Annotated in this window: 22 protein-coding genes; 10 read left to right on the plus strand and 12 right to left on the minus strand. The window is 66.1% G+C overall.

Annotated features, from left to right (window positions below; translation table 11 throughout):
- Nucleotides 1-8: 8 nt before the first annotated feature.
- A complete protein-coding gene (locus ACFQ50_RS00555) occupies nt 9-1,517 on the minus strand; it encodes a hypothetical protein (protein WP_377993557.1) in 1,509 nt (502 codons plus the stop codon).
- A gap of 163 nt (nt 1,518-1,680) precedes the next feature.
- Nucleotides 1,681-2,076 carry a DUF1622 domain-containing protein gene (locus ACFQ50_RS00560; RefSeq protein ID WP_377993558.1) on the minus strand — a complete coding sequence of 132 codons (396 nt, stop codon included), beginning with the start codon at nt 2,074-2,076 and terminating at the stop codon, nt 1,681-1,683.
- A 190-nt stretch (nt 2,077-2,266) separates the two neighbouring features.
- Here ACFQ50_RS00560 and ACFQ50_RS00565 point away from each other — a divergent pair, with 190 nt between their 5' ends.
- Nucleotides 2,267-2,908, plus strand: coding sequence for a LysE family translocator (locus ACFQ50_RS00565; RefSeq protein ID WP_377993559.1), 642 nt, complete (start codon nt 2,267-2,269; stop codon nt 2,906-2,908).
- A gap of 313 nt (nt 2,909-3,221) precedes the next feature.
- On the opposite strand, the gene ACFQ50_RS00570 is transcribed toward ACFQ50_RS00565, so the two are convergent.
- From ACFQ50_RS00570 to rox, 8 genes are all read right to left on the minus strand, one after another.
- Nucleotides 3,222-4,697 carry an NCS1 family nucleobase:cation symporter-1 gene (locus ACFQ50_RS00570; protein WP_377993560.1) on the minus strand — a complete coding sequence of 492 codons (1,476 nt, stop codon included), beginning with the start codon at nt 4,695-4,697 and terminating at the stop codon, nt 3,222-3,224.
- A gap of 56 nt (nt 4,698-4,753) precedes the next feature.
- Entirely contained in the window at nt 4,754-6,184 is a 1,431-nt protein-coding gene (locus ACFQ50_RS00575; RefSeq protein ID WP_377993561.1) for an amidohydrolase family protein, read from the minus strand.
- A 109-nt stretch (nt 6,185-6,293) separates the two neighbouring features.
- Complete coding sequence (locus ACFQ50_RS00580) at nt 6,294-6,938, minus strand: GntR family transcriptional regulator (RefSeq protein WP_377993562.1); 645 nt, start codon at nt 6,936-6,938, stop codon at nt 6,294-6,296.
- A gap of 641 nt (nt 6,939-7,579) precedes the next feature.
- Nucleotides 7,580-8,290: a DsbA family protein gene (locus ACFQ50_RS00585; RefSeq protein ID WP_377993563.1), complete on the minus strand. Its 711-nt coding sequence runs from the start codon at nt 8,288-8,290 to the stop codon at nt 7,580-7,582.
- A complete protein-coding gene (locus tag ACFQ50_RS00590) occupies nt 8,290-9,213 on the minus strand; it encodes a cation diffusion facilitator family transporter (protein WP_377993564.1) in 924 nt (307 codons plus the stop codon). Before ACFQ50_RS00590 ends, ACFQ50_RS00585 begins: the two co-directional genes overlap by 1 nt.
- A 3-nt stretch (nt 9,214-9,216) precedes the next feature.
- Entirely contained in the window at nt 9,217-9,981 is a 765-nt protein-coding gene (locus ACFQ50_RS00595; RefSeq protein ID WP_377993565.1) for a cation transporter, read from the minus strand.
- Nucleotides 9,978-10,304: an ArsR/SmtB family transcription factor gene (locus ACFQ50_RS00600; protein WP_377993566.1), complete on the minus strand. Its 327-nt coding sequence runs from the start codon at nt 10,302-10,304 to the stop codon at nt 9,978-9,980. Before ACFQ50_RS00600 ends, ACFQ50_RS00595 begins: the two co-directional genes overlap by 4 nt.
- A 27-nt stretch (nt 10,305-10,331) precedes the next feature.
- Nucleotides 10,332-11,771: a rifampin monooxygenase gene (gene rox, locus ACFQ50_RS00605; protein ID WP_377993567.1), complete on the minus strand. Its 1,440-nt coding sequence runs from the start codon at nt 11,769-11,771 to the stop codon at nt 10,332-10,334.
- Nucleotides 11,772-11,935: 164 nt separating this feature from the next.
- Here rox and ACFQ50_RS00610 point away from each other — a divergent pair, with 164 nt between their 5' ends.
- Nucleotides 11,936-12,535 carry a TetR/AcrR family transcriptional regulator gene (locus tag ACFQ50_RS00610; RefSeq protein WP_377993568.1) on the plus strand — a complete coding sequence of 200 codons (600 nt, stop codon included), beginning with the start codon at nt 11,936-11,938 and terminating at the stop codon, nt 12,533-12,535.
- On the opposite strand, the gene ACFQ50_RS00615 is transcribed toward ACFQ50_RS00610, so the two are convergent.
- Nucleotides 12,532-12,942 (minus strand): hypothetical protein, encoded by a 411-nt coding sequence (locus tag ACFQ50_RS00615; RefSeq protein ID WP_377993569.1) that lies wholly within the window; start codon nt 12,940-12,942, stop codon nt 12,532-12,534. The two genes, ACFQ50_RS00610 and ACFQ50_RS00615, sit on opposite strands and share 4 nt — an antisense overlap.
- A 227-nt stretch (nt 12,943-13,169) precedes the next feature.
- Here ACFQ50_RS00615 and ACFQ50_RS00620 point away from each other — a divergent pair, with 227 nt between their 5' ends.
- The 7 genes from ACFQ50_RS00620 to ACFQ50_RS00650 all read left to right on the plus strand — a co-directional run bounded on the left by ACFQ50_RS00620 (nt 13,170) and on the right by ACFQ50_RS00650 (nt 18,174).
- On the plus strand, nt 13,170-14,099 hold the full coding sequence (locus tag ACFQ50_RS00620; RefSeq protein WP_377993570.1) for an ABC transporter ATP-binding protein: 930 nt from the start codon (nt 13,170-13,172) through the stop codon (nt 14,097-14,099).
- A gap of 4 nt (nt 14,100-14,103) precedes the next feature.
- A complete protein-coding gene (locus tag ACFQ50_RS00625) occupies nt 14,104-15,351 on the plus strand; it encodes an ABC transporter permease (RefSeq protein WP_377993571.1) in 1,248 nt (415 codons plus the stop codon).
- Between the two features lie 33 nt (nt 15,352-15,384).
- Complete coding sequence (locus ACFQ50_RS00630) at nt 15,385-15,999, plus strand: GNAT family N-acetyltransferase (protein ID WP_377993572.1); 615 nt, start codon at nt 15,385-15,387, stop codon at nt 15,997-15,999.
- Between the two features lie 22 nt (nt 16,000-16,021).
- Nucleotides 16,022-16,372: a metalloregulator ArsR/SmtB family transcription factor gene (locus ACFQ50_RS00635; protein ID WP_377993573.1), complete on the plus strand. Its 351-nt coding sequence runs from the start codon at nt 16,022-16,024 to the stop codon at nt 16,370-16,372.
- Nucleotides 16,369-17,088 (plus strand): aquaporin, encoded by a 720-nt coding sequence (locus ACFQ50_RS00640; RefSeq protein ID WP_377993574.1) that lies wholly within the window; start codon nt 16,369-16,371, stop codon nt 17,086-17,088. Before ACFQ50_RS00635 ends, ACFQ50_RS00640 begins: the two co-directional genes overlap by 4 nt.
- A complete protein-coding gene (locus ACFQ50_RS00645) occupies nt 17,085-17,489 on the plus strand; it encodes an arsenate reductase ArsC (protein WP_377993575.1) in 405 nt (134 codons plus the stop codon). The genes ACFQ50_RS00640 and ACFQ50_RS00645 overlap by 4 nt, the downstream gene beginning before the upstream one ends.
- A 250-nt stretch (nt 17,490-17,739) precedes the next feature.
- Nucleotides 17,740-18,174 (plus strand): low molecular weight phosphatase family protein, encoded by a 435-nt coding sequence (locus ACFQ50_RS00650; RefSeq protein WP_377993576.1) that lies wholly within the window; start codon nt 17,740-17,742, stop codon nt 18,172-18,174.
- 67 nt (nt 18,175-18,241) lie between these two features.
- On the opposite strand, the gene ACFQ50_RS00655 is transcribed toward ACFQ50_RS00650, so the two are convergent.
- Nucleotides 18,242-21,451: a bifunctional cytochrome P450/NADPH--P450 reductase gene (locus tag ACFQ50_RS00655; protein WP_377993577.1), complete on the minus strand. Its 3,210-nt coding sequence runs from the start codon at nt 21,449-21,451 to the stop codon at nt 18,242-18,244.
- A gap of 522 nt (nt 21,452-21,973) precedes the next feature.
- Here ACFQ50_RS00655 and ACFQ50_RS00660 point away from each other — a divergent pair.
- The gene (locus ACFQ50_RS00660) at nt 21,974-23,539 is read left to right on the plus strand and encodes a M23 family metallopeptidase (RefSeq protein WP_377993578.1); all 1,566 of its coding nucleotides are present in this window, start codon (nt 21,974-21,976) and stop codon (nt 23,537-23,539) included.
- Nucleotides 23,540-23,548: the final 9 nt, after the last annotated feature.

Genomic DNA, 23,548 nt, shown 5'->3' on the forward strand with positions numbered 1-23,548 from the left:
CTCCTCGGCTACCGCAGGATGTTGTAGCTGCTCCAGCCTGCGCCCTCGATGGTCCGTGGGCCCCAGGTGCCCTTTGTGAAGGGGTAGTGGGCCAGGCGGCCGTCGGTGAGCCGCGTCATGAGCCCTGAGCTTCCGGTGGTGAAACCGGCGACGGCGGTGATGCTGTTGATGCTGTTCCAGCCGGCGCCCACCGTGCGCCTGGCTTCGGCGACGAAGCCGCCGGTGCCGTTGGAGCGGTACAGCACGAGCGTGCCGTCACTGCGTTTGGCGAGGAGGTCCTGCGTCCCGTTCTGGTCGAAGTCGGTCATGGTGAGGTACAGGCCCCGCCAGCCGGCCCCGGTCCTGATGCGGGGCGACAGCCGTGATCCGGTGGTGTTGCCGTAATACCAGAGGGTCCCGGCGGCGTCGTAGGCAAGGATTCCCGGAAACTGGTCGGTCTTGCGCCAGTGGCCGACCGTGATGTGGAAGCTGGCCCAGCCGGTGCCGATGGCCTGGGCCGCGGAGAACCCGCCGCCGCGCCTTCCGGGGTAGAAGCTCAGCCGCCCGTCCTTCCACTGCGCGATGATGTCGAAGATGCCGTCGCTGTTCCAGTCCGTCACGAACCCCTTAGCCAGCGCGGACCAGCCGACGCCGATTCTTTGCCTGGGCTGGAGCCCTCCCTTGCCCGTGGCCGGGTAGTCCCACAGCACGCCGCCAGGATCGGCCGCCACCACGTCCGCGGCGCTGCGGATGGATGAAATGGTGCTGGGCGGCGGGGGAGGGGGCGGAGTTGGGCTGGCCGAAGTGGAGGCCTTGATGAGGACGTCGTCAATGAAGCTGTCGCCCATCTGCCTGTCGTGTTCCGCGCCCACCTGGACCGTGCCCAGGGTGGTGGCCGCGCTGGCCACCTGGTTGCTGGAGTACACGGATGCCTCGTCGAACCACACCTGCACGTCGGTCCCCAGGCCGTTCGCGGTCACCCGCATCACCACATGGTGCCAGGTGCTCAGCGGGATGCTCGACGAGACCAGCCGGGTATAGACGAAGTCTCCGGTAGGGGAGGTGACGCGGAGCCAGAGCTGCCCGCTCGAGTTGTAGCGGTAGATATCGGCCACCCGCAGGCTGCCGGAGAAAAACCGGAAGTACGGGACGTCGTTGCCGGCCACCCCGGCCTGGGTGATGTTGAACCAGCCGTTGGCAAAGGCCGTCACTGTGCCTGCCGGCAGGGGCACCTGCAGCTTGGCCACCGAGCCCGCGTCAGTGGTGGCATGCAGGAAGGCAGCGCAGGTCCCCGAATGGGCCCGGACCGAGGAAACGGCAGCGGTTCCGGTGCCTCCGGTGGTGGCCGTGAACCCGGCCAGGGTCCCGGATTCAAAATTGTCGGCCATGACCGTTGTTCCCGGGTTTGCGTCGGCCGGGGCGGCGGTTCCTGGCTGGCACGTCGCCGCCTGGGCCGGCACGGCCCCCACCGCCAGCGCGCAGATCAGGGAGGCGGTGATGCCGCCCGCAACCGCAAGTCTGAAGAGCTGTTTCATCATTCTGCACTCCAGGGTCGGCTGGACCGATGGTTCAGGGTGGGAGGGGCTTTGTCCGGGACGAAGTCAATTGTGGTCAGCGCACGTTGGGAAAAGGTCGGAACAGACCTGCTGATGTTGCCTTAGGACACCAAATTGGGGGGTGATCTTGTGCCAGCCCGGCCCGTTAGCCGGCGGGCACGTCAGCAGGATCGCCGGAGGTGCGCGGTTCTTTCTGCCAGGGCCATCGTCCGGTGATTTCCAGCTCGAGAGAGAAACTGAGGAACGTGCGGATAAGCACGATGAGGGCCAGGACGCCAACGGTTTCGAAGGTGGGTGTAACGGCCACCGTGCGTATGATGTCGGCCGCTACGAGCAGTTCAAGGCCCAACAGGATGGATCTGCCGAGCAGTTGGCGGTAGGAACGGTAGAAGCTCAGACGTCCGGCGCCGGCGGGAAGATTCTGCGGCTGATGGCCCCGTAATGCCAGCACCACCGACACCAGGGCGCCGATCACCATGACGGCCACACCGGCGAAGTCAACAAACTGTCCAATCGTCTCAATGACGTGCCGAAAATCCATGACTCCAGCCTCACTCATTGCAGCTACGCCTCCTCGCTGACACGCCCGCGCGACGTCGTCCGGCCTGCCGCCAATCACAGGGGACGGGCTGGGCGCCACCCCACCATACCGCCGTGGCGTGCCGCGTCCGGGGGTTACCGTGGCGCCAGCGCCTTGGGTGAAGGAGGCACTTTCAGGGATAATCCTCTCCATGACCCTCGCTTCGCTCGCGGCCTTTGCCGGACTGTGCCTCATTCTGTCCCTAACGCCTGGCCCGGACACGTTTCTGGTGCTGCGTATCGCCCTGAACCGGCCCAGCGCCGGCATTGCGGCTGCGGCGGGCTCGGCGGCTGCCGCCATCGTGTGGGCCGCCCTTGTGGGCGTCGGACTGGCAGCGATCCTGGAACAGTCAGCCGAGGTGTTCCGCTGGCTCAAGATCGCTGGCGGCCTCTACCTGCTGTACCTAGGAATTTCCTCGTTCCTGAAAACGCGGAAGGCAGCAAAGGAGGGCCTGGCAGGTGGCAGCGAAGGAGGCGCGCTCCGCCACAGCAACCTGGCGGGCCTCGGCGCAGGGGCACTGTCCACGCTGCTCAACCCCAAGGTGGGCCTCTTCTACCTGGCAGTGGTTCCGCAGTTCATCCCGCAGGGCGGTGACACCATGGGCACCGCGATGATCCTGGGTGCAGTGGAAGCGGTCATCGGATTCGCCTACCTGGCCGTCGTCGCGCTCATCGCGTACAAGGCAATGGCGTGGCTGCGGCGCCCCAAGGTGAGCACCGGCGTCGAACGCGTCAGCAGTGGCATCATCGCCGCCCTTGGTGCCGGCGTCATCGCCTCCGGCGCGAGCAGTTAGGCGTCACTTCTGACTCCAGGGGCGCAGGGAATCCTCGCTCCGGCGTCCGCCTCCCATGGCTGGCTGGGACCGTCGCTTCAGGACAAAACGTCCGGGCCGCCGTCGGACTTCACCGCAGAAGCCGAAGTGGCCGCGCTGATTACGCATAACGCGAAACCGGCAGCTGGCCAAATCGAGCTTATTTGGCGACTGGCGCTACGTCATCCACCGCAAGCGAAGGGAGCCGGGACAGTATGTCCCGGCTCCTTTTCTGGCGGTCCTCGATGGATTTCCAGGTACCTGCCCCAGCCGACCGGAGGAGGCGTCCAGTTCGTTACTCTGCCGGTTCGAGCACCGCTTCTGCTTCCGGGGTGACCGAGGGGAGTTTCTTCTGGCCGCCCATGGCGAAGAAGTAGCTGACTCCGGCGGTGACCAGTCCTACGGGCCAGGCAAAGGCTGCCGCCGCACCGAGGGCCGGTACGAGTGCCATCACGGCAGCGAGGGCCGCCGTCGGGATGAACACTGCGATGGCTTTGGGGTTGACGCCCTTCCGGAAGAAGAACTCCCCGTTCTCGTCCGAGCGGTAAAGCTCCTTGATGTTTACGATGCCGCGGTTGATGAGGAAGTAGTCGGCGGCCATGATGCCGAACAGAGGGCCGAGGAAGGCTCCCAGGCCGCCCAGGAAGTAGTTGACGACGACGGGGTTGGAGTACAGGTTCCACGGCATGACCAGGAGTGCCAGCACTGCGCTGATGATGCCGCCGCGCTTGAAGTTGATGCGCTTGGGCCAGACGTTGGCCAGGTCGTAGGCGGGGGAGACGAAGTTCAGCACCACGTTCACGCCGATCGTGGCCACGATGAACATCGAGGCGCCGAGGACAAGGACGAAGGTGTCGGGCACCTTGGCGAGGATCAGTGCGGGGTCCGTGATGGCTTCACCGAAGGCGACGACGGTGCCAATGGTCATGGTGATGCTGATGGCGGCGAATGCCGCGAAGTTCACCGGGATGCCCCAGAAGTTGCCGCGGACCACCGACTTCGCTGACTTGGCAAAGCGGGTGAAGTCGCAGTAGTTCAGCAGCATGGTGGCGTACGTCGCCACCAGCAGGAAGGCACCTGTCAGGACGCCCCGGGTGGCGTCTCCGCCGGCCAGCGGGTTGATGGACAGGTCCATCGGGATGTTCCACTTTGCGAGGCTGAAGAGCCAGATGGCCATGCCGAGCATGACTGCCCAGACAATCGGACCGGCCCAGTCCTGGAATCGGCGCACGGCCTCCATGCCCCGGGTGATAACCACCAGCTGAAGGATCCAGAGCAGGATGAAGCAGGCCCAGCCCAGGAGCGAGAGTCCAAGGAAGCTTTGGTTCTGCCATTGCTGCAGGTCAGGGTCGATCCTAAGGAGAAGTACGACGACGGCCATGGAGGCCAGATAAGTCTGGATCCCGTACCAGCAGATGGCGATGACCGCCCGGATGAGTGCCGGGATGTTGGCGCCCCAGATCCCGAAGCTGATGCGCGCCATAACGGGGAAGGGGACGCCCGTTCGCTGTCCCATCTTCCCGGCCCAGTTCATCCCGAAAAAGAGGATCGCGGTCCCGATCAGGATGGCTGCCAGGACCTGCCAGCCGGTGAGGCCGATGACGAACAGGCCCGCTACGAAGGTGTAGGTGCCGATGTTGTGGATCGCCGACATCCAGACGGCGAAGAAACTGTACGAGGTCCATTTCCGCTCCGTGGCGGGGGCAAGGTCCTCGTTGTAAAGCCGGCCCGACGGATCGAGCGCGGCCAGCGAATCGTGGCTGCTGTCCATGATGACTCCTTTGTCAAACACTTTCGGTGGGTTTTGGTTTGGGTGGTGCGGTCTTGTCAGACGGGACGGCCCGCGGCCACCAGTTCTGCCGGGGCGGCGAGGGTTTCCTGGAATCCATGGCGCTTCAGGAACCGGCCGACGGGTCCCGGATCGTGGAAGCCGTTTTCATCAAGGACGATCCGTCCGCCCGAGACCACGAGCTGCGGCCAGCCCCGTAGGGCCTTTCCCTCAAATGGGGAAAAGTCCGTGCCCATATGCAGGGCCGCTCCCGCTACGGCCCGTACTTCGGCGGGATCCACGAGGACAAGGTCGGCGTCGAAACCGGGCGCTATCACGCCCTTGCCGCGGAGCGCGTTGATTCGGGCAGGTCCGGCGGAGAAGACCTCCACGAAACGTTCAATGCCATCCCCTTCGGGGGAGACCATGGTGGTAAAGGTGACCGGCATCCTTGTTTCGACACCGGGGAGTCCGTGGGGCATCTGCCGGATGTCATCGCTGCGTTCGAGTTTCTGCGACAGGTCGTAGCAGGAATGGTCCGAGGAGACAGTGTGGATGGCGCCCGCCAGCACCCGTTCCTTAAGCGCCGCGACGGTTTCCGGGCTGCGCATCGGAGGGCAGCAGGCGTACCATTCCGGAAAGTTTTCGCCGTAGACGTTCTGGTCCAAGGTCAGGTAATGCGGACAGGTCTCGGAGTAGGCGGCGAGGCCGTCCATTCGGGCGGCGGTCACCAGATCGACAGCTCCCGGTGTGGACTGATGGACGAAGTACACCGGCGCTCCGGTGTATTCGGCCATGGCCAGGGCTTCCTTGACGGAGATCTCTTCGGCGAGTTCCGGCCGAGTACGATGCAGGTGGCGGATGCCGATGTCACCGCGGGCGGCGTGCTCGGCGGTGCAGTCGGCGATGATGGCGTCGTGTTCAGCGTGAATGTAGGTGAGCCCGTCAAGCCGCACCATTTGCTTCATCACCCGCAGGATGGTGTCGTTGTCCGCCATCGTGGATCCGCGGTTCGTTGTGTACATCTTGACGGAGCGGATTCCCAGCCCGGCCAGCTCTTCAAGCTGGGCGGGTACGGTTTCGTCCCACTCGATGACGGAGGCGTGCAGTCCCACATCGCAGCGCGACTCACGGGCCAGGGCAATCTTGTTGCGGGCTGCCTCCAATGGGGTTTCGGAGGCGTCCTGAGGGATGCCGAAGTCGATGATGGTGGTGGTGCCGCCCCAGAGCGCTGCCGCCGACGTTAGCGCGTAATCGTCAAGGGTGCGGTACCTGCCGGTTACTTGGGCGACGTGACAATGGCCGTCGACGCCACCGGGGAGTAGCAGGCGCCCCTGAGCATCCACGGTGGCCGATGCCTGTGGCACGGGACGAATGGCATCAACAAGTGCGGCAATCGTTCCATCCCTGACCGCCACGTGCGCGTATGTGCGGCCGCCGGCGTTGGCGACTGTGGCATTTGAGATGACGAGATCTGGCAAATCTTGCATGGAATGTTCCTTTTGTGAGTTCTAAGCGGCCGTCCGTAGCGATTTTTGGGTGCGCTAAGTAGAGGGCCGGCCGGCCGATGGCAGCGGACCGTCCCGAATACGCGGGGGCTTAGTGGTGGAGGTAGTAGTCCTTGCGGTACTTCTGAATGTGCTCCCTGGATGCGGTGCCTGCGCGGGTGGGATCTCCGCTGGCGATTGCTTCGTAGAGTCTTCGATGCTCGCGGATCAGCTCAGGTAAATCGGTCGCAAAGCGGAACAGCCAGTGCATCCGTCCCTGGAGGGGCTCCAACGCGCTTCTCAGAAACTCGTTGCGGGCCGTAGTCGTGATGGCGTCGTGAAATTGGTTGTTTGCTGCATGGGCCTCGAGGATTGATCCTGCCGCCAGACAGTCCTGTGCCGTGTCCAACAGGGAATTCAGATGCGCCAGTTCTTCGCGTGTGGCCCGTGCTGCTGCCAGCTCGCTCGCCAAGACCTCAAGCGCAAGCCTCACATCGAATAGATCCGCGACTTGCTCGGGTGTCAGGCTGCTGACGACCATTCCCCGCGAGTTCGCCCGCTCGCTGACGATGCCTTCCTGCCGGAGCATGCGCAAAGCCTCTCTGACTGGCAAGCGGGATACATTGAACTCGTCAGCGAGATCGCGCTCAACAAGCCGCATACCCGGGGCGTAGTGACCCTCGAAGATCCGGTTGCGGATCGTATCGCGGACGCTCTCGCGCAATGGCCGGTCGTCAATTTCAGCTGAAGTATCCATGATGTTTACCTCGGAAAGAGCTTGGCTGCAGGGCACTTGTCCCCAACAGCTGGAAGGGCATTAACACCTGTTCGGGACAGAATTTAACGGCTCGGGGACCTGTGCCCAGGGCCGTCAAACATAGGTGGCATCCGTTTGGGATACCGATTTGGGATACCGTCTTGGGATCCCAAAACCAGTGTCAGCCATCACCCTTGAGACGTCAAGACATTTCTTTTATGACTGGGCAGAGCTGCCGGCGTCGCTTCCTTGGGCGGCTGGAATTAGCCGTTCAGACAATATGTCCGGGCCGCCGTCGGCCTTCACTTTGACGTGCCACAGCCCGCCGTTCGTCGTGGCACACGGCAGTGTCCACGCTGCTCAACCCCAAGGTGGGCCTCTTCTACCTGGCAGTGGTTCCACAGTTCATCCCGCATGGCGGTGACACCATGGGCACCGCGATGATCCTGGGTGCAGTGGAAGCGGTCATCGGATTCGCCTACCTGGCCATCGTCTCGCTCATCGCCGACAAGGCAATGGCGTGGCTGCGGCGCCCCAAGGTGAGCACCGGCCAGTTATTAACGCGTAAAGCCCGACCGTCTATGGCGCCGGCGGGCCCTACTGACGGTGAGTGTCGCGGATGGTGCTGTCCGCGCCGGGGGTTATTTGGCGGCGTCGTCGAGGAGCTGGCGGAACTGCTCCTCGGTGTTGAGGGTGAGCTTTTCGCCGTTGAGGAAGAACGTCGGGGTGCCGGTGACGCCGAGGGCCTTGCCGTCCGCGATGTCTTCGCGGATCCGGTCCTTGGTGGCCTCGGCCGCGACGGCGGCGTCGTACTTGGCCATGTCCAGCCCGAGGTCCTGGGCGTAGGTGCGGAACAGGGCGGCCTGCGAGTCCTGCTTCTCACCCCACTGCGGCTGGGTTTCGAACATCCTGGTGTACATCTGCTGGTATTTGCCCTGCTGGGCGGCGGCTTCCACGGCGAGGGCGGCGGTGCCGGAGTTCCGGTGGCCGGGCAGCGGGAAGTAGCGGTTGACGAACGTGATCCGGTCCCCGTATTCCTTCTTCAGTTCCTCCACCAGGGGCACGGCGGCGCGGCAGGATTCGCATTCGAAGTCCAGGAACTCCACCAGCTGGGCCTTCTCGGTGGCCGGGGTGGTGACGCGGTGGCTGTCCTCGCGGACGAGCTGTGCATCGGCGGCGGGTGCCGCGGCGGTGGGGGCAGGCCTGGTGGACGTCAGCACGGCGTACCCGACCACCCCGGCGGCGACGATGAAAGCGAGCAGTACCCAGAGCATGATGCGGACTTTTTTGGCGGCGTTGGCGGGCCTTGTGGCGTCGGCAGGCCTGGTGGCGGCCCGGGGTGCTGGCGTCATCAGTGGGGCAGGCTTTCCTGGTCGCGGTGGGCGGCGGGTTCGATCTGGAACGTGGAGTGTTCGACGCTGACGTCGAAGTGTTCGGCGACGCAACGTTGCAGATCCGCGAGGATGCCGGCCGCGTGGCCGTCCCGCATGCACATGTCCTGGACGGTGACGTGGGCGGAGAGGACCGGTGTTCCGGAGGCCACGAGGGAGGCATGCAGGTCATGGACGTCGATCACGTGCGGCAGGGCCAGGATGTGTTCGCGGACCTTGGCCAGGTCCAGGCCGCGGGGCACGTTTTCCATCAGCACTTCGGTGGTGTCGCGCAGCAGTTTCAGGGTGCGGGGAATGATCAGCGCGCCGATCAGCAGGGACACGACGGCGTCGGCCCGGGTCCAGCCGGTCAGGGCGATGATGACCGCGGCGGCGATGACAGCGACCGACCCGAGGGCGTCGTTGAGGACCTCGAGGAACGCCGCCTTCATGTTGAAGTTGTGGTGCCGGCCCGAGGCCAGAACCAGAAGCCCGACGGCGTTGCCGGCCAGGCCGATGATGCCGAACCACAGCATCGTGGACCCGCCGACCTCCTGGGGTTCGATGAGCCGGCGGATGCCTTCGACGATGACGAAGCCGCCGACGCCGAGCAGCAGGGCTGCCTGCCCGGCGGCGGCAACGATTTCGGCTCGCTTGTAGCCCCAGGTGCGCTTCAGCGTGGCGGGTTTCAGTGCCAGCGATGCGGCGATCAGCGCGATCAGCAGCCCGGCCGAGTCCGTGAACATGTGCCCGGCGTCCGCCAGCAGCGCCAGGCTGCCCGTGAGCACCGAGCCGATGATTTCGGCGACCATCACCGCGAAGGTGATACCGAAAACGATGAGGAGTTTGGTCCGCTGCCCGGCGGCGCCGGCCGCGCCGTGGGAATGGTCGTGTCCGCTGCCCATGGCTCAGTCCTTTCGGCGGAGGTTCAGTGTCAGGGGCTGCGGCAGTGTCAGCGGCTGCGGCTGGGTCTCGGACGCACATCCGGCACAGCAGTCATCGGTGTCGGTGTCGGTGTCGGTGCCGTGGGCCGTGGCGGCTGTGTTGGGGACCGTGCAGCAGACGTCCCCGCGCCAGGCGTTGATGCCTTCCCGCACGGCAACCGCGGCGATCACCAGCGCGGCGCCGGCATCGGCCCACCACCAGCCCAGCGTGCTGTTCAGGACCAGCCCCGCCAGCAACACCGCAGAGAGATAGGTGCACAACAGCGTCTGCTTGGAATCCGCCACCGCTGTCTTGGAGCCGAGTTCCCTCCCGGCACGGCGTTGCGCCCAGGACAGGACCGGCATGACCGCAAGGCTCAGGGCCGCGATGAGGATCCCCGGGGTGGAGTGCTGGGCCTCTCCGCCGCCGGCGAGGGACGTGACCGCATCGACGCTGACGAACGCTGCGAGGGCGAAGAAGGACGCGGCGATGATCCGCAGCGTCAGATGCTCGCGCCGTTCCGGGTCCTTCGCGGAAAACTGCCATGACAGCGCCAGTGCGGACGCGACCTCGATCACCGAATCCAGTCCGAAGCCAATCAGGGCCGAGGAGTCCGCGACGCCGCCGGCCCAGAGGGCCACCACCGCCTCGATGAGGTTGTAGGTGATGGTCGCTGCTGCGAAGAGCCGGATCCTAAGACTCAGCACCGCACGGCGTTCCGGGCTTGGGGCGCTAATCAGCGCCGTCATGCGAAGCACTCCCCGTCCGGTGCGCAGCACGCCGGGTCCACTGCGAGGACGACGCCGATGAGGTCCCTGATCGCATGGCCGAGCCGGCCGTCCGCGAGCTCATACCGGGTGCGCCGCCCGTCGGGGGCGGCAACGACCAGGCCGCAGCCGCGCAGGCAGGTCAGGTGGTTGGACATGCTCTGCCGGGACACCCCAATGGAGTCGGCCAGATCCGACGGATAGCCAGGGCCATCTGACAGGGCAAGGAGGATCCGGGCGCGGGTCGGGTCCGAGACCGCGTAACCGAACCGGGCCAGCACCGGTGCCTGCGTGAGCGTTTCCATGCCTTCAAGGTACATCCCCCGATGTACTCATCCAAACGCTTGATGGGATGCGGCTCCGAACCATTTTGGCAGGTGGCGGAGCAGGTCCTCCTGGTCTTCGCCGATCCAGGCCACGTGGCCGTCCGGCCGGAGCAGCACCGCGGCGGCGTCCAGTTCCCCGCTGGTGTCCGCAACATAGTCGACCCGGTCCGTCCACCCCGCCACGGAAAGCCCACCGGTCTGGTCCAGCAGGAGCCCGCGCCCTTCGCGCGTCAGCTCGTAGAGGCGGCCGCGCGACAGCGGGATGTCGCGCAGCCGCCTGCCGAGCAACTCGGGCCCGTCGCCGAAGTCATAGCGGATCCCGGTCGAACTGATCCGCTCGGCAAGGAACCGGCTGACGTCGTCGAAGTCCATCAGTTCGGTCAGCAGGCGGCGCACGGCCTGGGGGCCGGGCTCGGGCGAGATCAGTTCGCTCTGGGCCCGGGTGATGGTCAGGACGTCGGCGGCCACCCGGTGGCGCTCGGCGAAGTACGTGTCCAGGAGCCCCTGCGGCGCCCAGCCGTTGACTTCGGCGGCGAGCTTCCAGCCGAGGTTGAACGAGTCCTGGATGCCGAGGTTGAGCCCCTGCCCTCCCAGAGGCGGGTGGATGTGCGCCGCGTCGCCGGCAAGGAACACACGGCCCGAGCGGTACTGCTCGGCCAGCCGGGTGGCGTCGGTGAAGCGGGTTATCCAGCGGGGTGAATGGACGCCGAAGTCGGTGCCGGCGTAGGCCCGCAGCTGGGTCTTCAGCTCTTCGAGCGTGGGCGGGACGGTGCGGTCCTCGGCCACGCTCGCCGCGGGCACCACGGCGCGGTATAGCCCGTTCCCGGCCGGGCCGACGCCGAACCCCCGGTGGGTCTTGCGCACCTCATCCACGACGGCGGCCAGTTCGTCCGGGGGCGTCGTCACCTCCATCTCGCTGTGGATCCACTCGGTGGTGGCTGGGTCGCCGGGGAAGCCGATGCCGAGCTCCCTGCGCACCAGGCTCCGTCCGCCGTCGCAGCCGACCAGCCAGCGCGAGCGGAGCATGGTGCCGTCAGCGAGCCCGACGCCCACGCCGTCGTCGTTTTGTTCGAAGCCGGTCACCTCGCAGCCGCGGCGGACCTCTGCGCCGAGCTCGACGGCGCGCTCCGCCAGCAGGCGGTCGGTGACAGGTTGCTGGATGCCCAGGATGTAGGCGTGGGCGGTGTCCAGGTTCGCCGGCAGGGGTTTGTCGATCCCCGCGAAACGGCCGACGCCGGAATACTGCTGCCCGTGGGCGAGGAACCGGTCCAGCAGCCCACGCTGGTCCATGATCTCAATGCTGCGCGGGTGCAGGCCCAGCGAGCGGACGGCCTGGCTTGGCTCAGCGTCCTTCTCCAGCACCAGCACGTCCACCCCGTGCAGCCGCAACTCACTGGCCAGCATCATCCCCGTTGGCCCGCCGCCACAAATGATCACGTCAAACATGTGAAACCCCAATCCCAAAACTAAGCGCGGCCAACCATTCTGGCCGAGGGTAGGGGCCTTGCGGCAAGCCCCCTGGCGGGCTATATCCTGAAAGTGGCAAGGAGGCAGACCCGGAGCCTAGACAGAACGTTCTGTCTAGTCCCAGCCGGATTGTGTATTATCCGATGGTGCACACCTCAGAGGGGAACGGGCAGCCAGGGCGCCCTGCGACCGGCAGTCCCCGGGACAAAATCGTTGGCGTCGCCTACGAGTTGTTTGCCCTGCGGGGGATCCGCGATGTGGGAGTCGACGAGCTGATCCGCGTATCAGGGGTGGCCAAGGCAACGTTCTACAGGCACTTCCACTCCAAGGACGACGTCGTCCTGGCCTTCCTCGAGCAGTGGTACCGGGAACGCACGGCCACAATCGAGGACGCCATCGCCCGGAACGGGACCCGGGACGGGGCAGCCATGCTGACGATCTTTGACGTCTTCGACGACTGGTTCCGCCAGGGCGCGGCCCAAGTCAGCTCGTTCCTGCACGTGATGATGGAAATGGGCCCCGACCACCCTCTCGGGAAGGCGAGCATCCAGTACCTGGAGAAGACGCGGGTACAGATCGCCGAACTGGCAGAATCCGCCGGCCTCGACAACCCGAACGACTTCGCCTGGTCCATGCACATCCTGATCAAGGGAGCCATCGTCGCCTCGGCCGAGGGCGACCCCCGTGCCGCTGCCCGCGCCAAGGCCATGGCCTCCCTTCTCATGGACGACCACCGGCCCTAAGCCCCGCGGGGCACCCTGTCCGGGAGCACCATGTCGCCGAAGCCGTGGACCATCCACCGGCCGTGGTCGGGCCGCCACACGAGCGTGATCAGCAGCGGGTCGTCCAGCATTGTGGCCGGTGTGTGTTCCTTGGCTTCGCGGATTACGCGCATGTAGCAGACATCGAGGTCGCCGTGGGCGTAGACGGCTTCCTGGAGCATGCCGGGGTCTTCGATGGAGTCCAGCAGGGCTGCGGCGATTTCGAAGGCTCCCCAGAGCGGACGGGATTCCGGGGTCACGATCAGATGCAGGTCATCGAGGTTCCTCGCCCTGTCGTGCAGCGCTCTGAAGAACCAGTACCCAATTTGGCGCGGATCGTTCGCGATCTCCTGCGATTCTTCGGCGTCAAGGTCAAAGTCTCCGGTCATGGCACCAAGCTACTCGTGAGTCCGGGCGCTGACGAGACCCTCCCGTGCGGTGACCTGCATGAACACCGGCAGCTGCGATGACAACGGCTGCGTTGCACGGAGTGGGGCCCAAAGCGCTCCGGATCATCGAGGCGGCTCTGGAGGAACACGGGCTCGCCTTGGGCTTGCGCCATGGGCACGCCGCCCGGAACCGAGACGCCTGAATCGCTTCCGCTAGGCTGGGCTTCATGACGCTGGGGGACGCGGCCGAGCCGCTTGTGCACATCAAGAACTTCCGTATGGACTTCGGGGAGACGACGGTGGTCAAAGACCTGTCCTTCGATGTCCGGGCCGGGGAAACCTTCGGGTTCCTGGGCAGCAACGGGTCCGGGAAGACCACCACGCTGCGGGCGCTGCTGGGCATTTACAAGCCCACCGCCGGAACCCTGCACATCGGCGGGAAGGTCTTCGAACCGCGCGACGGCGCACGGCTGGGCTACCTGCCGGAGGAACGGGGCCTCTACAAGAAGGAAGTCGTCCTGGACGTGATGGTCTACTTCGGCCGGCTCAAGGGCCTGAGCAAACACCACGCCCGCGCCTGGTCCCAGACCTACCTGGAGCGGGTGGGCCTGGCCGACAAGGCAGCGGTGCGGCTGGACAAGCTCTCCGGCGGCCAGCAGCAGAAAGTCCAGCTCGGCGTCACGATCATGAACGACCCCGACCTGCTCATCCTCGATGAGCCCACGAAGGGCTTCGACCCCGTGAACCGCAGGCTGCTGATGGACATCATCGAGGAGCAGAAGCTCGCCGGCGCCACGGTCATCATGGTCACGCACCAGATGGAGGAAGTGGAACGGCTCTGCGACCGGGTCATCCTGCTCAAGGACGGCACCTCCCGGGCGTACGGCACCGTCGCCGAAGTCCAGGACCAGTTCGGCGGCACCGTGTACCGGCTGGGCTACGAGGGCATCCTGCCCGCCTCGGACCTGTACGACGTCGTGCGTGACAGCGACGGGCACGCGGAGCTGGCCCCGGCTGCCGGGGCGGACGAAACCATGGTCCTGCGGGAACTGATCGGAGCCGGCGTCGCGGTCCGCAGCTTCGGCACCGCACGGGCGTCCCTGGAGGAGATCTTCATCCAGGTGTACGGGGAACAGCACGAAATGGCGGAGGTCTAGGACGATGGCACGGACAGCATTCAAACAGCACAACCTGGGTACCGTCGTCGGGTTCGAATTCGTGCGCACCATCAAGAAGCGCGGGTTCGTGATCGCCACCCTGGCCATCCCGGTGGTCTTCGCGATCATCTTCGCGCTCGTCTACGCCAGCAATTCCAGCACCTCGGCAAACGCCGACGCCCAGAAGAACTCGGCTCTGACCTTCACCTACACCGACGCCGCGGGCCTCATCCCCGCACCGCTGGCACAGGCCGTCGGCGGGACCCTGACCGCCGACCCCGGCGCCGCGCTCCAGTCCGTGAAGGACGGCAGCAGCGAGGCGTACTTCGCCTACCCGGCGAATCCCGCCACCGAGCCGGTGAAGGTCTACGGCGCGGACAAGGGCATGTTCGAGAACGGCAAGTATGAGGCCGTGGCCAAGCACCTGCTGGTCACCGCTGCCCAGTCCAGGGTCAATTCACCGGAAGTCACCGCCGCGCTGAGCGGGGGAGTGAAGTTCGACGCCGAAACGTACCGGGACGGCCGGGTCTCCGGAGGGATCGGCTCAGTGATACCGCCGTTGCTGTTCCTGGTCATTTTCTACGTCAGCATCATCCTGCTGTCCAACCAGATGCTTAACAGCACGCTTGAGGAGAAGGAAAACCGGGTCACGGAGATGATCCTGACCACCCTGAACCCCACCACCCTGATCACCGGCAAGATCATCTCCCTGTTCGCCGTCGGACTCCTCCAGATAGGAGTGTTCCTCACGCCGATCGCCGTCGCCTACTTCCTGTTCCGCGACTCGGTGGCCCTGCCCGACCTCGACCTGTCCTCCCTGGTGTTCGAGCCCGTCCCGATGATCACCGGCGCGCTGCTGCTGCTGGGCGGGTTCACGCTGTTCACCGGCGTGCTCGTGGCCATCGGCGCGATCATGCCCACGGCCAAGGAAGCCGGCACCATCTTCGGCCCGCTGATGGCGCTCATCTTCGTGCCCTTCTACGCCGTCAGCCTCATCATCAGCGACCCGACAGCCCTGATCGTGCAGGTCTTCACCTACTTCCCGCTCACCGCCCCCGTCACCGCGCTGCTCCGCAACGGATTCGGGACCCTGGGCCCCGTCGAATCAGCCATCGTGATCGCCGAGGTGTTCATCGGGGGCATCCTCATCCTGCGCCTGGCCGTGCACCTGTTCCGGTACGGCTCCATCGAATACGGCCGCAAGCTATCCATCGCCGGGACGTTCCGCCGGAAGGACCTGACCGGCAAGTAGCTCCCTGCCTGTGCCGAGTGCGAGAATTCCCGCATGCCCATATTCCTGGAGACCGAGCGGTTGGTGCTGCGGCAGTTCACTGCTGACGACGCAGACCTGCTCGTGGAGCTCGACGGCGATCCGCGGGTGATGCGGTACATCACCGGCGGCGCGCCCACGCCGCGGGAAGAGATTGAAGGCGAGTACCTTCCGGCGTTCCTGGGCTACTACCGGAAATTCGCCGGCTACGGATTCTGGGCCGCGGTGGAGAAATCGACCGGGGACTTCCTCGGCTGGTTCCACTACCGGCCAGCCCCCGGCGACCCGCCCGACCAGCCGGAACTTGGCTACCGGCTGCGCTGCGAGGCATGGGGAAAGGGATACGCCACCGAGGGCTCCCGCGCGCTGATCGCCAAGGGGTTTACCGAGTTCGGCGTGCAACGGGTGGTTGCCTCGACCATGGCAGTGAACACGGGCTCGCGACGGGTGATGGAGAAATCCGGGATGCGCCTCGTCCGTTCCTTCGTCGCGGACTGGCCCGTGTCCATCCCGGGTGATGAACACGGCGACGTCGAGTATGCGATCTCCCGGAGTGAATGGGAGGGAACCCGGCCGCCGCTACTGGCCGATAGGCAGGAGGCATTCGGGGTTGCCCTAAGACATAGATGAGTGTAAATATTTACATGTGTCTATGTCTTTGGAGTTGACCCCGGTCCAAACGGTCGCCTGCTGTTCCCCGCTGGCGCGGGAGCCCCTGTCCGAGAACGAGGCGGTGCAGATCGCCCCGTTGCTGAAGGCGCTGGCTGACCCGGTCCGGCTGCGGCTGATGTCCCTGGTCGCCTCGCACGAGGGCGGCGAGGCCTGCGTCTGCGACCTCAATGACGCGTTCGAGCTGTCCCAGCCGACCATCAGCCACCACCTGAAGCTCCTGCACGAGGTGGGTTTGCTGGACCGTGAAAAGCGCGGTGTCTGGGTTTACTACCGTGCCCGGACCGAGGCGCTGCAAAACCTGGCGGCGCTGATCGGGGGACAGGCACAGTGAACGGGCTGGCACGCCGGGCCACGGCGGAGTTCCTTGGCACTGCCTTTCTGGTGATGGCCGTGGTGGGGTCCGGTGTGATGGCCTCACGGCTGTCCCCGGACGACGCCGGGCTGCAGCTTCTGCAGAACAGCCTCGCCACCGGCGCCGCACTGGTGGCGCTGATCGTTGCGCTGCAGCCGGTCTCGGCATCGTTCAACCCGGTGGTGACCCTGGTTGAACGGGCCCTGGGCATGCTCGACACCGGAACCGCAGTGGGCCTGATCGGCGCCCAGCTTCTTGGTGGCCTTGCCGGCACCGTTCTGGCGAATGCGATGTTCGGCCTCGACGCGGTGACGTTCTCCACGCATGAACGGACGGGCGCGGGTTTGTGGCTGGGGGAGGTCATCGCCACCGCGGGGCTGCTGCTGGTTGTCTTCGGCACGGTCCGGTCCGGCAGGGCGGACAGGGTGGCGTTCGCCGTCGGCGGCTACATCATGGCCGCGTACTGGTTCACCAGCTCCACCAGCTTCGCCAACCCGGCGGTGACCATAGCCAGAACCGTCACTGACAGCTTTGCCGGCATCGCGCCGTCGTCGGCTCCGGCGTTCGTTTTGGCGCAACTGGCCGGCGGCGCCGTCGGGTACGTCCTGGTCCGCTTCCTTTACCCCACCCTCGCAACTTCCGCCGCCGCCGCAACGTCCGCGGCACCGGCGGCTGACCGAAAGGTGCTCTCATGAGCCAGAAGCCCTCCGTCCTGTTCGTCTGTGTCCACAACGCCGGCCGCTCCCAGATGGCCGCAGCGTTCCTCAGCAGCCTCTCCCAGGGCGCCATCGAGGTCCGTTCCGCCGGATCCCAGCCCGCCGACAAGGTCAACCCGTCCGCCGTGGAAGCCATGTCAGAGGTGGGCATCGACATGTCCGCCGAGATCCCCAAGATCCTCACCACTGAGACAGTGCAGGACTCCGACGTGGTCATCACCATGGGCTGCGGCGACGAATGCCCCTCCTTCCCGGGCAAACGCTACGAGGACTGGGTTCTGGAGGACCCGGCCGGCAAGGGCGTCGACTCCGTCAGGCCCATCCGCGACGAGATCAAGACCCGCGTCGAGGCGCTGATCGCCTCACTGACCCCGGCCTAGCCAACCTCAAAACCCCGAACCCGGAGGAGGTGAGCTGAATGACTACCGGCTGCTGCGGCGACTCGGGCTGCTGCGACGACAACTGCTGCGACGACGGGCAGGGCTGCTGCTAATCCCCAGCCGCCCCGCCCAACTGGGTAGCAGCTGAGGGCGTTCTGAGCCTTGAGAACGCCCCCAACTGCGACCCAGTTGGGCCGCCCGACCGGGCCAGAACCTTGGCCGCCTCACCCACAAAGGAATCATCGCACTCATGACCAACCAAACTCCCGCCACCCAGACAACCCCGTCCGTGCTGTTCGTCTGCAGCAAGAACGGCGGGAAGTCCCAGCTCGCCGCCGGCCTGATGAAGCAGCTCGCCGGCGGGGACATCACCGTCTACTCGGCGGGCACCAAACCCGGCGCGTGCCTCAACCCGCAGGCCGTGGAATCCCTGACCGAACTCGGCGTGGACATCACCGGCGAGCACCCCAAGCCCCTCACGGATGAGGTGCTGGACGCCGTCGACGTGGTGGTGGTGCTGGGAACGGAAGCCAAGCTGGAGGCCCACGAGGGGACCCGCTTCGAGTTCTGGGAAACGGACGAGCCTTCGGAGCGCGGCATCGAAGGCATGGAACGCATGCGGCTGGTCCGGGACGACATCAAGGCCCGGGTCCAGAAGCTCCACGCGGAGCTCGCCCGGGACTAAAACTCGTGGCCCGGCCGCCCCCAGACCAAGACGGCGGACAGGCCACGCTCCGACCTAAAGCAACCTCCTACGTGAAGATGTCCGCCACGTACCTGCCGTGCGTGCGCTCCACCTCGTCCATCCAGGCGTCGGCGTCCGCCTCGGAAGCGCCGGTGGCTTCCTGGTAGATGCGCTCGCAGGTTTCGCGGACCTCCGGCGCCATGTGCTTTCCGTCGCCGCAGACAAACACCGTGGCCCCCTGCTGCACCAGTTCCTTGACGTCCGCCCGGTCCGCCCACAGCCGGTGCTGGACATACTTCTGCCCGTCGGTCGGCGCTTTGGAGAAGACCGGCCGCAGGTCCAGGTTGGCCTGCTCCGCCCAGGATTCGAGTTCCGTCCGGTAGAGGTAGTCGGTGTCCGGGGCGCGGCAGCCGAAGAACAGCAGGGACTTTGCCGGCCTGATGTCCTCGGCCTGGGCCCGCAGCGCCCGGTCCTGCACGAAGCCGCGGAACGGCGCCAGCCCGGTCCCGGCGCACACCATGATCACCGGCATGGCCAGGGACTCCGGCGGGTGGAAGGCAGCGTTCGACGGCCGCACCGTCACCGCGATCCGCGATCCCGGCCGCGCCTGGGCCAGATACGTGGACGCCGCCCCCTCGAACGTCCCGCGTCCGGACCATGCCGGCGCCTGGATGACGGCGAACGTCAGGGTCGCGTGGTCAGGGCTCCAGAGCGGCGACGACGAGATGGAGTACCGCCGCGGGGTCAGCTGGGTGAGAAGCTGCAGGAACGTCGTGAACGGTAGCTGGCACGACGGGTATGTTTCCAGCAGGTCCAGCAGCGAGACGCGCTTGTCCACGATCTCCGCAGCGTGCCGGTCCCGGTCCTGCGCCAGCGCCTCCAGCGCCGCGCGCTCGGCCGGGTCCGCCGCCACCTCGGCCAGCTGCTCCAGCTGGGGCCGGGTGGCCGGAACCGCGAGTTCCACGTAGCTGCTCAGCAGCTCGCCCACGGCCACAGGCGCGCCGGTGGGCAGGAACGTGTCCCCGTGCTCCATGGACAGCACCACGTGGGAGTCGTAGTCCAGGCTGAGGCGCGTCAGGGCCCGCTGCACCAGGTCTGCCGGGTTCAGCGGCAGCACAGCCAGGTAGTCCCCGGCCCGGTAGCCCATGCCCTCCGGCAGTGCGACCTCCACGTGCCGCTTGGACCGGGCGTCGGGCTTGGTCAGGTCCACCAGTTCCCGGTTGACGACGACCGTGCCCACCGACAGATCGGTTTGCCGCAGGAATGTGTCCCGGACGTTGCCCACGAACTGGACCTCCAGCTGCGGCTGGCCTTTGGGCGCACTGGTCCGCTGACCGAGGGCCCCGTCCACCGCCGGCCAGAATCCCGCGTACCACTCCTCGAAGTCGCCGAAGAAGTCGCCGCGGGCGTTCGCTTCGCCGCGTTCGTAGACCCGATCGGCGCCGGCCGCCTCGAACCGCGCGTCAATGGCCTTGGGCACCTCCTGGTAGGTCCGCGCCCAGTCCCGGTTGCCGTTGCCGAACACCGTGTACCGCACCCCGGCGAGGCTGCCCGGCTGCAGGCTTTCGGTCCAGGTCATGAACTTCTTGGCATTGTCCGGCGGCATCCCCTCATAGGAGGAAGCGACGACGGCGACCAGCCCCACCGTAGGCAGCCCGCCGGCCGCCTCGTCCAGCGAGGCTATGGTGGGGCTGTAGCCCCGCCGCCCGGCGTCGTTCGCTATCCGCTGCGCAAAATCACGGGACGTGCCCGCGTTCGAGCCGTACAGCACGCGCACCGGAACGCCGTTGGCGGCGGCAACCGCCAGCGCCTCCGCCGTCCGGGGCTGTTCCTCGGTTCCCAGCCCTCTGTCCAACTGCCCGACGGCGGCACTTGCCGCTGCGTCGATACGGACGTCCCGCCGTCGGACGTGGATAAAAAGCCCTTCCGGCTTCATGGTCAGGGTGTGCTTGATGTGCAGCTCATAGTTCGGATCGGCGGCCGTGATGTCGAACCGCTGCAGGGCCTTGGCCAGGAACAGCTGGGCCTCCTGCAGGGCAAACCCGCGCCCAATGCACGAGCGCTGGCCGTTGCCGAACGGCTTCCACGCGTTGGCCGGGATGGATTCGACGCGCTCGGGGGAGAACCGGTCCGGGTTGAAGAGCTCGGCGTCCTCGCCCCACGCCGCCTTGTCCCGGTGCAGCTGCGGGATCAGGACCATGAGGGTCTGTCCCTTGGCGATCTCGTACTTGCCGCCGATCACCGTGTCCTCGTAGGGTGCCACGTTGAACGCCGGGGCGGTGGGCCACAGCCGGAGCGTCTCCTTGAGGATCTGGTCCAGGTACCCCAGCTTGGGCAGGTGCTCGAACCGGGCGGCTTCCGTTCCCAGCGCCTCGTCGACGACGGCACGGGCCTTCTTCATGACCTCCGGATGCCGCAGCAGCTCGTACATCATGAAGGTGATCAGCCCGCTGGTGGTCTCATGCCCGGCCACCAGGAAGGTGACCATCTGGTTGCGGACGTTGCTCTCCGGCAGGCGCTCGCCGGTCACCGGGTCCGCGGCGTTGAGCATCGTGTCCAGGATGTCCTCGCTGCCTTCTGGACTCGGGTTGCGGCGCCGGTCGCTGATGAGCTGCTCGGCCACCTCGAGCATCAGCGCGTTGTCCTCCTCCAGCTGGTGCCGTTTGCGGATCATGAGCTTGTTCTGCACCGGCAGCCTGGTGGACCTGTCGCGGGACTCACTCAGGGCACGGACCATGGCCCCGATGAACGGATGCATCTCCTCGCGGTAGAGGCTGTTGAACCGGTAGCTGAACGAGCACAGGGCGATGGTGTCCAGGGTCAGCCGGGTGGCGTTGTCCGCAACGTCGATCTTCGCCGCGGGGCCCAGCCGCTCCCACTTGAGCAGCAACTGCTCCAGGATGTCGTCCATGCCGGCGAACATCTTGGTCAGGGCCTTCGGTCCGAACGCGGGCATCAGGATGCGGTGCGCCTTTTGCCAGTTGGGCTCCTCGGTTTCGGCCGTGAACAGACCGTCGCCGATGAAGTCCCGCACCTGGCGCAGGGACACGCCGAGCACCTTGCCGAAGCGGGTGTCATCGCAAATCTCGTTGACGAGCTCCTGGGACGAAACGGCGATCATGCTGCGGTTGAAAACCTGGATGCGGACGATGGGGCCGTACTCCTCGGCCACGTCGACGATGCCCAGGATTCCCTTGGACGAGTCGATATCAGGCAGGTTGCCTACCAGTGGTTTCGTGGGCGGTTGGGGGATGGGGGTGCTGTTCGATGAAGGCATGGGGCCCTCCTAGGCGGTCTTCATTGACTCTTGTTCTTATTGGTTCCTGTTGGTTCCTAGTTGCTTCTGGATGCTTCTGGTTCCCGCTGCTTGCTTCTGGTTGCCGGGAGGGGGCGCCACTGCCCGCTGCTTTCTTGACGGGGGCTGGCCGGGCGTCACAGGCCGGGCGCTGTACAGAATACTCCGGTCCGGTGCCGGCGACTACGGGTTTTTTCTTGGTCCCGGCGTGGTTTCCCAGGGGCTCCGCCGCTGACCCAACTATGTCGCAGCTCAGGGCGTTCCCAGCGCTGAGACCGCCCTGTGCTGCGACCTACTTTGTGCCGGGCCGGTCTCGGTGTGGGCGCATCGGGATTCCTCAACGTCAGCCGAAGATTTGCGCACTTAGGGGTAGGTCCCGGTCAAGATTTTCCGAGCTTATCCACATATGCGGCCGTAGCGGTTTCGCTGGCCTGCCCGGCATGCTCCCATGTTAGGAGCATGCCGTCATCCACCAGCATCCGGCGGCCTTCATGGGGAGATCTAATGTCAAAGCATCTGGCGCCAGCCGCTGTCCGGCACACACCACAGATCCTGCGTCCTGCCGTCCTGAGTCGTGCCGTTCGGGTTGGCGCTGGCACGGCATTCCTGGCGGTCTATGCCTTGGGATTCCAGAGCACCGGCCCGGTTCTTTCGTCCGGGCAGGCGCCCGGCGAGCAGGCTGCCGACGTCGCCGTCAACGCGCCTCTCGTGTCCGCTGCCGTGGCTGAGGCTGCTGAGGGCTCGGGTTCGAGCGTCCCAGGTTCAAGCCTTGTCGTTTCGAACACCGGTGCCGTCTCGGCCTCTGCGGATGCGTTGCTGTCCTACAGTCGCACCGTGGTCTTTAGCGAAGCGAAGCCAGTGAGTGAAAAGCTCGATGTGGTTTCAACCAAGGTGCGGCGCCCCGCGGCCGGAAGTCTGATGGCGCCGTTGGAGGTCCTGGTTCCCACCTCGCACTTTGGACTGCGGACCAGTCCAATTTCCGGCGTGGCAGGTGAGTTTCACTGGGGCCAGGACTTTGCGGCCGCCTGCGGAACTAACGTCTACGCAGCCGATGCGGGCGTGGTGCGGGCAGTGGGATGGCACCCGTGGGGTGGCGGCAACCGAGTGGAAATCGACCACGGCAACGGCCTGATCACTACCTATAACCACCTTGAGGGCATCGGCGTAAAGAAGGGCCAGACAGTCCAGGTGGGGCAACTCATCGCCAAGGTCGGGACCACGGGCTCATCAACCGGATGCCACCTGCACTTCGAAACCATCCTGAACGGCAAACACACGGACCCCGACAACTGGACCCTGGTGCGGCTTCGCCATTCGGGGCCAGTCGCCAACATCACGATGACCGACTACCGGAATTCCGGCACCGTTACGGAAACGCCGAATTGGGCTGTCCCGGTCGGGGCCAGCGCTCGCGCTGCGGCGGTCAACGACGAGCACGGGACATCGGCAAGCAGCGTTTCGACGGCCAAGTCCTTCAAGACTGCCAAAGCGTCTGTTTCCGCAGCGAAGCCCTCCTCTCGGCGGGCCGCCGCTCCGGCACACAAGGCAGCCACACCTAAGCACGCCGCACCGGCTCCGGCAAACAAGGCGGCTGCGCCCAAGCACGCAGCGCCGGTCCCCTCGCCGAAGGTTACTGCGCCGAAAGTGACCGTGCCTAAGCCGGTGACCCCGGCTCCGGCGCCGAAGCCAAGCACGCTGGCACCAAAGCCTGAGCCTGCACCCGCGCCCAAACCAGTTCCGGCACCGGCCATCACGCCCGCCCCCGCAACCACGCCGGCAAGCCCTGCTCCCGCGCCTACGGCTGCTCCCGTACCGAAGGCGTCCGCTCCGGTTCCGGCTCCGACCGCCGCGCCGGCACCGGCAGTTACTCCTGCCCCGGCCCCTTCACCCACAGCCTCCGCGGCGCCGAATGCGGCAGCACCGGCTCCGGCTCCGACGGCAGCAGCCGCTCCCGCGGCGGCGCCGGCACCGGCCTCCTCGGGCTCTGCAGCATCGAGCTCCACCGCGGCTCCTGCCATCGTTGCCGCTGAGGAAGTAACGAGGAAGACGGGGGCCAGGCACTCAAAATAGCGTGGTGGA

It is taken from the genome of Arthrobacter sp. NPDC056493 (assembly GCF_042795115.1).
Lineage (GTDB): Bacteria > Actinomycetota > Actinomycetes > Actinomycetales > Micrococcaceae > Arthrobacter.

Bases quoted from the DNA above. Each gene is read 5' to 3' on its own strand.
- ACFQ50_RS00625 (WP_377993571.1), top strand. From the start codon at position 14,104: ATGGCACGGACAGCATTCAAACAGCACAACCTGGGTACCGTCGTCGGG.
- ACFQ50_RS00615 (WP_377993569.1), bottom strand. From the start codon at position 12,942: ATGACCGGAGACTTTGACCTTGACGCCGAAGAATCGCAGGAGATCGCG.
- ACFQ50_RS00645 (WP_377993575.1), top strand. From the start codon at position 17,085: ATGAGCCAGAAGCCCTCCGTCCTGTTCGTCTGTGTCCACAACGCCGGC.
- ACFQ50_RS00595 (WP_377993565.1), bottom strand. From the start codon at position 9,981: ATGACGGCGCTGATTAGCGCCCCAAGCCCGGAACGCCGTGCGGTGCTG.
- ACFQ50_RS00655 (WP_377993577.1), bottom strand. From the start codon at position 21,451: ATGCCTTCATCGAACAGCACCCCCATCCCCCAACCGCCCACGAAACCA.
- ACFQ50_RS00565 (WP_377993559.1), top strand. From the start codon at position 2,267: ATGACCCTCGCTTCGCTCGCGGCCTTTGCCGGACTGTGCCTCATTCTG.
- ACFQ50_RS00570 (WP_377993560.1), bottom strand. From the start codon at position 4,697: ATGGACAGCAGCCACGATTCGCTGGCCGCGCTCGATCCGTCGGGCCGG.
- ACFQ50_RS00635 (WP_377993573.1), top strand. From the start codon at position 16,022: ATGTCTTTGGAGTTGACCCCGGTCCAAACGGTCGCCTGCTGTTCCCCG.
- ACFQ50_RS00575 (WP_377993561.1), bottom strand. From the start codon at position 6,184: ATGCAAGATTTGCCAGATCTCGTCATCTCAAATGCCACAGTCGCCAAC.
- ACFQ50_RS00560 (WP_377993558.1), bottom strand. From the start codon at position 2,076: ATGGATTTTCGGCACGTCATTGAGACGATTGGACAGTTTGTTGACTTC.
- ACFQ50_RS00610 (WP_377993568.1), top strand. From the start codon at position 11,936: ATGGTGCACACCTCAGAGGGGAACGGGCAGCCAGGGCGCCCTGCGACC.
- ACFQ50_RS00555 (WP_377993557.1), bottom strand. From the start codon at position 1,517: ATGATGAAACAGCTCTTCAGACTTGCGGTTGCGGGCGGCATCACCGCC.
- ACFQ50_RS00630 (WP_377993572.1), top strand. From the start codon at position 15,385: ATGCCCATATTCCTGGAGACCGAGCGGTTGGTGCTGCGGCAGTTCACT.
- ACFQ50_RS00650 (WP_377993576.1), top strand. From the start codon at position 17,740: ATGACCAACCAAACTCCCGCCACCCAGACAACCCCGTCCGTGCTGTTC.
- ACFQ50_RS00590 (WP_377993564.1), bottom strand. From the start codon at position 9,213: ATGGGCAGCGGACACGACCATTCCCACGGCGCGGCCGGCGCCGCCGGG.
- ACFQ50_RS00620 (WP_377993570.1), top strand. From the start codon at position 13,170: ATGACGCTGGGGGACGCGGCCGAGCCGCTTGTGCACATCAAGAACTTC.
- ACFQ50_RS00585 (WP_377993563.1), bottom strand. From the start codon at position 8,290: ATGACGCCAGCACCCCGGGCCGCCACCAGGCCTGCCGACGCCACAAGG.
- rox (WP_377993567.1), bottom strand. From the start codon at position 11,771: ATGTTTGACGTGATCATTTGTGGCGGCGGGCCAACGGGGATGATGCTG.
- ACFQ50_RS00660 (WP_377993578.1), top strand. From the start codon at position 21,974: ATGTCAAAGCATCTGGCGCCAGCCGCTGTCCGGCACACACCACAGATC.
- ACFQ50_RS00600 (WP_377993566.1), bottom strand. From the start codon at position 10,304: ATGGAAACGCTCACGCAGGCACCGGTGCTGGCCCGGTTCGGTTACGCG.
- ACFQ50_RS00580 (WP_377993562.1), bottom strand. From the start codon at position 6,938: ATGGATACTTCAGCTGAAATTGACGACCGGCCATTGCGCGAGAGCGTC.